This window comes from Brumimicrobium aurantiacum (genome assembly GCF_003402975.1).
Lineage (GTDB): Bacteria > Bacteroidota > Bacteroidia > Flavobacteriales_D > Crocinitomicaceae > Brumimicrobium > Brumimicrobium aurantiacum.
Genome location: NZ_QURB01000002.1, coordinates 472784 through 483753 on the forward strand (window position 1 = coordinate 472784; position 10970 = coordinate 483753).

Sequence of the window (10970 nt, forward strand, 5' to 3'; positions counted from 1 at the left end):
ATTTCGTGAAAAGAAAAAAACAATTAAATTTGTAAAAAATATTGGCAATGATGTCTGCCCAAAACCGTCCGCAAAAGACTAATGACTTCTGTTTAAACTTTAAATTAAGGGATTAAATATGAGGTCAAAAATTTCGCAAATAAGTCAATGGCTACTCATCGTTATACTTGTTTCTATAGTTGCAGGAAGTATTTCAGCACTTTTCTTGGGAAGTCTATCATTTGTAACCAATCTACGTTCTAATCACGATATTTTCATTTATCTTTTACCTATTGGTGGATTATTAATTGGACTCATGTACTTCTATGGTTCAAGAGGTGTTGAAGGTGGAAACAATTTACTCATCAAGGAAATGAATGCTCCTAAAACAACAATTCATTGGAAAATCGTCCCATTGGTTTTTATTGGAACGATAACAACACATTTATTTGGCGGTTCCGCTGGACGAGAAGGAACTGCTGTCCAAATGGGAGGAGCTATTGGTGACGCAATAACTTACTTCTTTAAATGGACTAAAAAACATAGAAAACGTTTATTAAGAATGGGAGTTGCAGCTGGGTTTTCTGGAGTATTTGGAACCCCACTCGCAGGTGCAATTTTCGCTTTTGAATTGGCAAGAGATAAAAAGTTCAATATTCAAGATTCTATCTTGGTTATAATGACCTCTTTTGGTGGACACATTTTTTGTATAATTTGGGGAGTAAATCATACAACTTATCCTGTAAAAATGTTCCCCGAATTTTCATGGACCCTACTGCTATTGGTAATTATCGCAGGACTTTCTTTTGGAGTTTCCGCCTATGTTTTCGCAAAATTCAAACAGTTTTTTACCCAGCTTTTCAGTAAAATACAAATTCCCTTTTTACGACCAATGATTGGAGGAATAATCTTACTGCTCCTATTTATCACTTTTAAAATCCGACCATTTCTAGGATTAGGAATTCCCGAAATTCAAGATGCATTTATGCAACAACAATTTGAGTTCAGTTTTCTGATTAAGATTTTACTCACCGCATTAACATTAGGAGCTGGGTTCAAAGGTGGAGAAGCCACTCCACTCTTCTTCATTGGTGCTATGTTGGGAAATACATTATTCTTATTCCTACCATTACCGATGGACTTCCTTGCAGCTTTAGGTTTTGTCGCTGTATTTGGTGCAGCAACCAATACGCCTATTGCAAGTAGCTTGATTGGTGCAGAGTTATTTGGATTTGAAGGATTGTTGTATTTTACAATCGCCAATTTCTTCGCTTATATCATTTCAGGAAACAATAGTGTTTATAGCGATCAACAAAAGTTATTGAAAAAGAAATCACTTTTTTCACGCAAATAAAAAAGCGCTTTATTCACACGGAACAAAGCGCTTCAATGATTTTGAAGTAGTTTACTGCATTTTATTCAAACGGTCAGTCCACTCATTTCTTGTTTTTTCAACTTTAGCTTCAATCGCCTTGTAGTCTTTTTTATTGCTTGCTTTTTTAATTTCAGCCATAATTTCTTCTTGAAAATCAGCAGCGTCATCGATAAAAGCATCAGATTCTTCAGTTTTTGATTCATTATAAAGTTGAACGCTATAACATTCGTCAACTACATCATATATCATCCCATTAATGTTCTTTTTCAAATCTCTAATATTTGCCATTTTTTTAATCTTTAAATGTGCACACAGCACCGTTAGTAAATCGTAGTAAAGTTAATTCTAAACTTTTACTTTATCTGTATATTATTCAATTGAAATTTATAACACTCACATAAAAACTCATTAACACACTGTTTTACAACAAACTACGTCTTATTAAAATTTACTTTGATAAACGAATTGAATAGCATATCTTTTTCTAAAAAAATGAGCAAAAAAAATATTTTGATAATAATTGGTCGCTATCATTAATGATGTTATTTTTGACTATTCAAGAATAAAATTATGAAAGGATTTTTAATAGAAGAATTGTTGACAGATTTAAAGAATATCAGTGAATCTAACATCAATTTGGTACAGAAAAAATGTACGCATCTCGGTGAAAATCAAATAAAATGGAGGCCCAACAAGGAGAGTTGGAACATTCAAGAAGTGCTTTCCCATTTGAATAGCTATTCTTCCTATTATCATCATCTTTTTATAGAAAAAATCAACAATACTAAATTTCTAAGCATCAAAGAGAACTTTGTTTCTTCTCCTTTAGGCAGAAGTGCATGGAAATCTATGAAATTAGGACGTTTAAACAATGTTAAACGAAAGTTTCGTGCACCAAGAAATCAAAATCCATCAATTACACCAGAGTTAATTGAAAAAGAAGCTGTTGAAAAATTCATCAGTAATCAGAAAGAAATGTTGACAATCTTGGATTCTGCTGAAAAGGTAAACTTGAAAAAAGTTAAAATTCCGATTTCTATCAGTAAAATTGTTAGACTTCGGTTAGGAGATGCACTAATGTTTGTCGTTTATCACAACGAACGTCACATCCAACAAGTAAAAAACATTCTTAGTCATCCTAATTTCCCTAAAAAACAATGAACATTGGCATTAACGCAATTTGTGGACTAACAGTAATTCCTGTTCGAGCTGATCATCAAGACACTTCTGAAATTGTAACTCAACTTCTTTTTGGAGAAACAGTTACTATAATTGAAATTCATCATCAGTGGGTGAAAATAAAAATTGTTCACGATCAATATGAAGGTTGGGTAGACAATAAACAACTTTTAAAAGTTTCAGATAGCACATTTGAATCTTTGAATAAGAATACCAAGAGACAGCATACAGATTTAAATACATTGCAAACACCTTGGGGGAAACAACATGTATTACAAGGCAGTCCGATCTTGAGTACATCAAATAATTTTCGAATTGACGATTTACAATTTGAATCCCATTCAAATTCGGGGTCAAACACAGTTTACGATTCTTTGACGGAAATAGCACTCTCCTACTCCAACAGTCCATATTTATGGGGAGGAAGAACAGCTTTTGGAATTGATTGTTCAGGCTTTACTCAAACGGTATATCACCAAATGAATTATTATTTACCTCGAGATGCTTCTCAGCAATTCCTAAAAGGAGAACCAATTGCATTTGATCAACAACAACCTGGCGATTTAGCTTTTTTCAAGTCAGAAAAAACAGGAAACATACACCATGTGGGAATAATTTTGGATAAAGAAAAAATTATTCATGCCCATGGAAAAGTTAGAATAGACACTTTAAATCCAGAAGGAGTTTATAACGAGGATAAAAAATATTATTCTCATAAGTTTACTGGCATAAAAAGATACTTCTAATCATAACCAAATCTAAAAATTGATAATAAGAATAAAACACAAGCGAATGAAAAGAGATAAAGAAATTTTTAATCTGATTGGATTAGAAAAAGAGCGTCAAATCAACGGTATAGAATTGATTGCATCAGAAAACTTTGTTAGTGAAGAAGTAATGGAAGCAATGGGATCAATTTTAACCAATAAATACGCTGAAGGTTTACCTGAAAAAAGGTATTACGGAGGTTGTGAAGTTGTAGATAAAGTTGAACAACTTGCAATCGACAGATTGTGCGAACTCTTTGGAGCTGAATGGGCCAATGTACAACCTCACTCTGGATCTCAAGCAAATGCTGCAGTAATGTTAGCATGTCTAAAACCTGGAGATAATATTCTTGGGTTTGACCTATCTCACGGTGGTCACCTAACCCATGGTTCTTCTGTAAATTTCTCAGGAAAACTATACAATCCACATTTTTATGGTGTAGACAAAGAAACAGGACTTATTGACTATGATGCTTTAGAGCAAAAAGCAGAAGAAGTTAAACCAAAAATGATTATCGCTGGAGCTTCCGCATATTCAAGAGACTGGGATTATGCACGAATTCGTCAAATCGCAGATAAAGTTGGAGCTTTAATTCTAGCAGATATTTCTCACCCTGCAGGATTAATTGCGACTAAACAATTGGCCAACCCAATGGAACATTGTCATATCATTACCTCAACAACGCATAAGACATTGCGTGGACCTAGAGGTGGTGTAATTATGATGGGAAAAAACTTTGAAAACCCATTTGGAATTCGTTGGAAGAACGGAAATTTAAGAACAATGGCTTCTTTACTAGATGCTGCTGTATTCCCAGGTACACAAGGCGGACCATTAGAACATGTAATTGCTGCAAAAGCAGTTGCGTTTGGTGAAGCACTAGATCCTAAATTTACTGAATATCAAAAACAAGTTGCTGCCAATGCAAAAGTTATGGCTGAAGAATTTGTTAAACGTGGTTATGATATAATTTCTAAAGGGACTGACAATCACAGTATGTTGATCGATCTTCGTTCAAAAGGAATTACAGGAAAAGATGCAGAGATTGCATTGAATGACGCTCATATTACGGTTAACAAAAATATGGTTCCATTTGATACAGAATCACCATTTGTTACTTCAGGAATTAGAATAGGTACACCTGCAATTACAACGAGAGGATTAAAGGAAAAAGATATCCCAAAAATTGTTGAATTGATGGATAAAGTAATGACCAATATCAATGATCAAACAGTTACAGAATCTGTTGTGAAAGAGGTAAAAGAAATGATGTCGGGCTACCCTTTATTTCAACTCTAATTTTAATTGAATATTTCAAAGGGCAATTGAGATCTCACTTGCCCTTTTTTTATGCTTCATTTGGCATATTCATAAATGAAACAATATTTGCATATTTACCGATTCCAAGAATGCAAAAAAATAGCTCAAAATCACTTCTATTTCACCTTTGAAGAATCGAAAGACTTTAGTATTTTTGCTTAAAACAAAATCAAATCAATAATAAAATGATTAAAGCAAACGACCCTTCATTAAAATCTTGGATTGAAGTAGAAGAAAATTCAGATTTTCCTATTCAAAATTTACCTTTTGGAATTTTTAAAACTGATCAAGAAAAAGCCCGTGTAGGGAGTAGAATTGGAAACAAAATCATTGATCTTTCTGCATTGTATGTTTTGGGTTATTTTAAAAACTTACCATTCGAGCAATCAGACTTCCAAACAGATGCGCTTAATCCAATAATGAAAAAAGGAAAAGAAGCAACAACTGATTTGAGAAACAGATTATCTAAATTGTTTGATGTAAACAATGATGATCTTTCAAACAACAATCATCACGTAGAGCAAGTATTGATCGACGAATCAAAAGTTGAAATGTTAATGCCTGTTCAAGTTGGTGACTATACTGATTTTTATTCTTCTAGAGGACACGCAACAAATGTTGGAACTTTATTTAGAGATCCAGACAATGCCCTTTTACCAAACTGGTTATGGATTCCTGTAGGATACCACGGAAGAGCAAGTTCTATAATTCCTAGTCATCAAGATATCAAACGTCCAAAAGGACAAACAAAACCAAATGACGATCAAGATCCAGTTTTCGGACCAAGTAAATTGGTTGATTTCGAATTGGAAATGGCATTTGTAACTTTTGATGGTAAACCATTAGGAGAAAACATTTCGACTGCTGAAGCAAGTGATTACATCTTTGGTATGTGTATCATGAATGACTGGTCAGCACGTGACATTCAAAAATGGGAATATGTTCCACTAGGACCTTTCTTGGCTAAGAGTTTTGCTTCGTCAATTTCTCCTTGGATAGTTACAATGGATGCTTTAGAACCATTTAAAACAGAAGGTCCAAAACAAGATCCAAAAGTTCTTCCATATTTAGAATACGAAGGTAATCATCACTATGATATTAACCTAGAGGTTGGTATCAAACCAGAAAACAGTGAAGAAACTACAGTTTGTAACTCAAACTACAAGTACATGTATTGGAACATGGCACAACAATTAGCACATCACACGATAAATGGATGTAATGTTCGTTGTGGTGACATGATGGCTTCAGGTACTATTTCAGGTGATGAACGTGAATCATTTGGTTCGATGTTAGAATTATCATGGAGAGGTACTAAACCACTTCCAATGAAAGATGGTTCTGAGAGAAAGTTTATTCAAGATAACGACACTGTAATTATGCGTGGACACTGTAACGCAAATGGAGTACGTATTGGTTTTGGTGAAGTTTCAACTAAAGTATTACCTGCAGATTAACATTTATATTTAGACTGAGTGGAAAACAAGCAAGAAATTGATTTAGAAAAAGAACGCAAGGAAATATTAAATGCGTTTAGAAGTTTACTACGTGTAACGAAAGATAATCGAACACGTGAAGAAACTAAACAAATTCGTAAAGCATTTGACGTAGCTGTTGAAGCTCATAAAGATATGCGACGCAAATCGGGTGAACCTTATATTTATCACCCGATTGCTGTTGCAAAAATCTGTGCAGAAGAAATGGAACTTGGTCCAACTGCAGTTATTGCAGCACTTTTGCACGATACCGTAGAAGACACCTATATCACCCTTGATGATATTGAAGAGCTTTTTGGAGAAACAGTACGTAAGGTCATTGATGGTCTAACAAAAATTCCAGAAGTTTTTGATGAAAATGTGTCTATACAAGCTGAAAATTTCAGAAAAATGATCCTTACCATCTCTGATGATTTAAGGGTGGTTTTAATTAAATTGGCAGATCGTTTACACAATATGCGTACCCTAGAAAGTATGCGGCCAGATAAACAACTAAAAATTGCTTCAGAAACTAATTTTCTGTATGCTCCTCTCGCCCATCGACTAGGATTATATACCATTAAAAGTGAATTAGAAGATTTATGTCTTCGTTACATGAATCCTCAAGCATACCGTGAAATCAGTAGTAAACTTAAGTCAACACACGCAGTTCGACAACGTTTTATTCGCCGATTTACACATCCGATTAAAGAAGCACTTAAAAACGAAGGATATGTTTTTGATTTAAAAGCAAGAACCAAATCCATTGCTTCTATTTATCGTAAAATGAAAAGTAAAGGAGTACCATTCGAGGAGGTATTTGACTTATTTGCCATTAGAATTATTTTAGATACTCCTGAGGAACTTGAAAAGCCAGATTGCTGGAGGGTTTATAGTATTGTCACTGATTTTTATCAACCAAATCCTGACAGACTGAGAGATTGGGTATCTACTCCAAGAGCAAATGGATATGAATCACTTCATACCACTGTAATGAGCCCACAAGGTAAATGGGTTGAAGTTCAAATTCGTTCTCAACGAATGGATCAAATCGCTGAAAAAGGTTTGGCGGCACATTACAATTATAAAGAATCGAAAAGTGGTGAAAACAAATTTGATCGATGGATTGGTGAAATCCGTGATTTAATTGGAAATCATTCCCAAGATGCAATGGATTTTGTGAATGAATTCAAACTAAATCTTTTCAATGATGAAATTTATGTGTTTACACCTAATGGAGACCTGCGAGTACTTCCTACAGGAGCAACAACATTAGATTTCGCCTTTGATATTCATACTGATATTGGACTTACTTGTATTGGTGCTAAAGTGAACAAAAAATTAGTTCCGTTAAGTCACCAATTGAAAAGTGGACATCAGGTAGAAATTATCACCTCAAGTAAGCAAAGACCAAATGAAGAATGGTTGAAATTTGCAATTACAGGACGTGCTAAACAAAAAATTAAAGCCGCTTTAAATGAGGAACGCAATAGAATTGCTGAAGATGGTAAAGAAATTCTAGACCGAAAGTTTAAGCAACATAACATTCGTTTTATAAGTGAAAACATCTCTGTACTAGAGCGTTATTACAATGTTTCAACAGGAACAGAATTGTACATAAGAATCGCTAAAGGAAAAGTCGATCTCACTAAACTTCGTAAGATAAAGAATGTTGGTGGGATTTTAAAAGTTGAAAAAGAACACAAACCTAAAAAAGTCAAACATGCTTCTGACATCAACAAACGCATTGATAGTAAGAAGGACACTTTAGTAATTGGTGATGACTTTAAAGACATTGATTACGATTTTGCCAAATGTTGTAACCCATTACCCGGTGATGGTGTTTTCGGTTTTATTACGGTTAGTAATGGAATAAAAATACACAGAAATGATTGTCCTAATGCAGAAAATTTAATGGGTAAAATGAATTACCGTTGTATTGCTGCAAAATGGAAGAACCATGAGGTTAAAGACCACTTGGCGAAATTGAAACTTATTGGAATCGATGACATCGGAATTGTAAATAAAATTACAGAAATCGTGTCCTTCCAGCATAATGTAAATATGCGTTCAATTAGTTTTGAATCTAAAGATGGAATTTTTGAAGGGAAAATCCAAGTGTATGTTATGGACAAATATCATCTTGATGAATTAATCGAGAAGTTTGAAATGACTGAAGGTATTCAGCGAGTAGAACGATGGGATGATATCTCAAAAGAAAACCCATTGGATTATATAGAGGGTGATTTCCATGATTAAAATCCAGTTTACTTATTATTTCAGTTAGCAATGAGTTATCGATACATCATCTTCTTTTCCATAATTCTTGGAATATTTATCGTCTTTGATTTATATATATGGAAAGGATATAGCAAAACTGTTCAGCAGAAAAGATTTAGCATTTTCAAATGGCTCATCCCCTTTTCATCTCTGTTATTTTTAGCTGGATTTGCGATCAACCTATATAGAGGTTCAAATGGTATTTATAATGCCAATCCAATTATTAACATATTTTTCGGGACATCACTCGGTTTTTTCGTAGCAAAACTTATCGCAGCCATATTTCTACTTACCGAAGATATTGTACGTATTAGCTTTTGGATTAAAAATTTAATTTTTAAGAAGGATAAAAAAGAGAAGAACTTTGCCAGCAGAAGAAATTTCGTTCGCAATATTTCACTTGGAATGGCCTCCCTTCCTATTCTCGGAAGTATTTATGCAGTGACGAAAGGCAAATACAACTTCCACATCAAGAGGTTAGACCTTTCAATGAAAAGACTACCAGCGTCGTTTGATGGCTTGCAAGTTATTCAGTTTTCAGATTTTCATGCAGGAAGTTTCGACGATTTTGAGTCTGTTGAATACGGATTATCCCTCATTAATAAAGAAAACCCAGATTTAATTCTTTTTACTGGTGACCTAGTAAATAACCGTGCAGCAGAAATGTTACCTTATATAGAAAGCATGAAAAAACTTTCAGCCAAATATGGAAAATTTGCGGTATTGGGAAATCATGATTATGGTGATTATGTTCCTTTTGAAAATGAAGCTGCCCGACAAGCCAATTTAGATTATTTAGAAAGTATATTCAAAGAAGCTGGTTTCAAACTTTTGAAAAATGAAAGTATACAAATAAATAATGGTCAAGAAGAAATAGATTTAATTGGATTAGAAAACTGGGGAGAAGGTCCATTTCCAAAGTATGGAGATATTGATTTAGCTTCCATTAATACTCCTTATGAACGCTTTAATATCGTAATGAGTCACGATCCTGATCATTGGGAAAACGAACTTCGCATGCATAAAAAGCAATTTGATTTAACCTTAAGTGGTCACACACATGGTTCCCAAATTGGGATCGAAATTCCTGGATGGAAATGGAGTCCGGTGAAGTATAGATACAAAAGATGGTTGGGTTTATATGAAGAAAACGATCAGTATCTTTTTGTAAGTAAAGGTTTTGGATTCTTAGGTTTCCCGGGAAGAATTGGGATGTCACCTGAGATTATAAAATTTAAATTACATGCCAACAAGGCTTAACATATATGGATTAACCATCGTTAACACTAAAGATTAAGTTGAAATGTTAAAAAGGTCTCTTAAATGACTATTTTTGTCAAACAATTCCGCTTATTGATTTTATTCATAACAAATGTAGAATCAAAAGTAAATAGACTACAATATTGAACAAATTTAACAGATGAAAAAGAACATTTTATTTTTAACTGCACTACTATTCTCATTAAACTTTGCAAGTTTTGGACAGGACACAAATTCAATTGACGATCAATTTAGTGATTTAATTAATAAATCTAATTCATATCAAAGCTATAAAGTCATTGACAAAACAGAATTAGGTAAATTACAGAACAACATTCATGATTCTATTGCTAATTTAAAGGAGACCATCAAAACTTCAAAAGCAAAAATTACAGCGCAAAAAAATAAAATTGACAGTATTTCAAATCAAGTATCTGCATTAGAAAAAGAACTAACTGATACAAAAAAACAAGTTGAAACCATCGATTTTGTGGGTATTCCAACACATAAAGTAGTTTACAATAGCATTACTTGGGGAATTATTGGCGGATTGATGATATTGAGTTTAATCTTATTCGTTATTTTCAACAAAAGCAATAGAAAAACAAAAGAAGCCAAAGAAAAGCTTCAATCGACAGAAAATGATTTAGTAAGTTTAAGAAAAAGATCTTTGGAAAAAGAGCAACAAATTAAACGTGAATTGCAAGACGAAATCAATAAAAACAGACAACGTAAGGAGTAAAACAATATAGATTTGATGTAATTTTAATACAACTCAAATTTCACTGTTTATAACTTATCTATAAATCTCGAGAAAAGAGCTTATCAGTTTCACAATTTCCTTATTTTTGTCTTTTAAGTAATTGATGCATGAATAGCGTACAAGAAACAGTTAAAGATATATTTTCTGCTTATTTAGAAAAGAATGGTCATAGGAAAACACCTGAAAGATTTGCTATACTTGAGGAAATATACAATTATGAAGGTCACTTTGATATAGAATCACTTTATATTAAAATGAAAAACAAAAATTATCGTGTATCGCGTGCAACATTGTACAACACGATAGATTTATTGTTGGCTTGTAACCTTGTTCGAAAACACCAATTTGGTAAGAATATTGCACAATTCGAAAAGTCACACGGATTTAAACAACATGACCACCTTGTATTGACAGATACTGGGGAGTTAATTGAGTTTTGTGATCCAAGAATTCAGAATATTAAATCGACTATAGAAGAGGTATTTGGTGTTAAAATCAATCACCATTCACTTTACTTTTATGGTGAACGTGTTGAAAAAGACACTGACAATTCATCTGAAAAATCTTAAAA

10 protein-coding genes and 1 riboswitch are annotated in these 10970 nt (G+C 33.3%); of the genes, 9 read left to right on the forward strand and 1 reads right to left on the reverse strand.

What is annotated here, in order from left to right:
• Positions 1 to 34 precede the first annotated feature (34 nt).
• A riboswitch (Fluoride riboswitch) is annotated at positions 35 to 98 on the forward strand.
• A gap of 20 nt (positions 99 to 118) precedes the next feature.
• Positions 119 to 1333, forward strand: a complete 1215-nt coding sequence (locus tag DXU93_RS05315; RefSeq protein ID WP_116880220.1) for a chloride channel protein — start codon at positions 119 to 121, stop codon at positions 1331 to 1333.
• Positions 1334 to 1384: 51 nt separating this feature from the next.
• Here DXU93_RS05315 and DXU93_RS05320 read toward each other — a convergent pair whose 3' ends face one another.
• Positions 1385 to 1642, reverse strand: a complete 258-nt coding sequence (locus DXU93_RS05320; RefSeq protein ID WP_116880221.1) for a hypothetical protein — start codon at positions 1640 to 1642, stop codon at positions 1385 to 1387.
• 282 nt (positions 1643 to 1924) lie between these two features.
• Between DXU93_RS05320 and DXU93_RS05325 the strand changes: the two genes are divergently transcribed.
• From DXU93_RS05325 to DXU93_RS05360, 8 genes are all read left to right on the forward strand, one after another.
• On the forward strand, positions 1925 to 2515 hold the full coding sequence (locus DXU93_RS05325; RefSeq protein WP_116880222.1) for a DinB family protein: 591 nt from the start codon (positions 1925 to 1927) through the stop codon (positions 2513 to 2515).
• Positions 2512 to 3279 (forward strand): C40 family peptidase, encoded by a 768-nt coding sequence (locus DXU93_RS05330; RefSeq protein ID WP_116880223.1) that lies wholly within the window; start codon positions 2512 to 2514, stop codon positions 3277 to 3279. Before DXU93_RS05325 ends, DXU93_RS05330 begins: the two co-directional genes overlap by 4 nt.
• A 46-nt stretch (positions 3280 to 3325) precedes the next feature.
• On the forward strand, positions 3326 to 4600 hold the full coding sequence (glyA, locus tag DXU93_RS05335; RefSeq protein WP_116880224.1) for a serine hydroxymethyltransferase: 1275 nt from the start codon (positions 3326 to 3328) through the stop codon (positions 4598 to 4600).
• Positions 4601 to 4806: 206 nt separating this feature from the next.
• Positions 4807 to 6078: a fumarylacetoacetase gene (gene fahA / locus DXU93_RS05340; RefSeq protein ID WP_116880225.1), complete on the forward strand. Its 1272-nt coding sequence runs from the start codon at positions 4807 to 4809 to the stop codon at positions 6076 to 6078.
• Positions 6079 to 6096: 18 nt separating this feature from the next.
• Positions 6097 to 8355, forward strand: a complete 2259-nt coding sequence (locus DXU93_RS05345) for a RelA/SpoT family protein (protein WP_116880226.1) — start codon at positions 6097 to 6099, stop codon at positions 8353 to 8355.
• A 30-nt stretch (positions 8356 to 8385) separates the two neighbouring features.
• A complete protein-coding gene (locus DXU93_RS05350; RefSeq protein WP_116880227.1) occupies positions 8386 to 9636 on the forward strand; it encodes a metallophosphoesterase in 1251 nt (416 codons plus the stop codon).
• A gap of 160 nt (positions 9637 to 9796) precedes the next feature.
• Complete coding sequence (locus tag DXU93_RS05355; protein ID WP_116880228.1) at positions 9797 to 10378, forward strand: hypothetical protein; 582 nt, start codon at positions 9797 to 9799, stop codon at positions 10376 to 10378.
• Positions 10379 to 10506: 128 nt separating this feature from the next.
• Positions 10507 to 10968: a Fur family transcriptional regulator gene (locus DXU93_RS05360; RefSeq protein ID WP_116880229.1), complete on the forward strand. Its 462-nt coding sequence runs from the start codon at positions 10507 to 10509 to the stop codon at positions 10966 to 10968.
• Positions 10969 to 10970: the final 2 nt, after the last annotated feature.

What these genes read in the sequence shown, in the direction of transcription:
- DXU93_RS05315 (WP_116880220.1), top strand. Translation starts at nt 119, where the DNA reads ATGAGGTCAAAAATTTCGCAAATAAGTCAATGGCTACTCATCGTTATA.
- DXU93_RS05320 (WP_116880221.1), bottom strand. Translation starts at nt 1,642, where the DNA reads ATGGCAAATATTAGAGATTTGAAAAAGAACATTAATGGGATGATATAT.
- DXU93_RS05325 (WP_116880222.1), top strand. Translation starts at nt 1,925, where the DNA reads ATGAAAGGATTTTTAATAGAAGAATTGTTGACAGATTTAAAGAATATC.
- DXU93_RS05330 (WP_116880223.1), top strand. Translation starts at nt 2,512, where the DNA reads ATGAACATTGGCATTAACGCAATTTGTGGACTAACAGTAATTCCTGTT.
- glyA (WP_116880224.1), top strand. Translation starts at nt 3,326, where the DNA reads ATGAAAAGAGATAAAGAAATTTTTAATCTGATTGGATTAGAAAAAGAG.
- fahA (WP_116880225.1), top strand. Translation starts at nt 4,807, where the DNA reads ATGATTAAAGCAAACGACCCTTCATTAAAATCTTGGATTGAAGTAGAA.
- DXU93_RS05350 (WP_116880227.1), top strand. Translation starts at nt 8,386, where the DNA reads ATGAGTTATCGATACATCATCTTCTTTTCCATAATTCTTGGAATATTT.
- DXU93_RS05355 (WP_116880228.1), top strand. Translation starts at nt 9,797, where the DNA reads ATGAAAAAGAACATTTTATTTTTAACTGCACTACTATTCTCATTAAAC.
- DXU93_RS05360 (WP_116880229.1), top strand. Translation starts at nt 10,507, where the DNA reads ATGAATAGCGTACAAGAAACAGTTAAAGATATATTTTCTGCTTATTTA.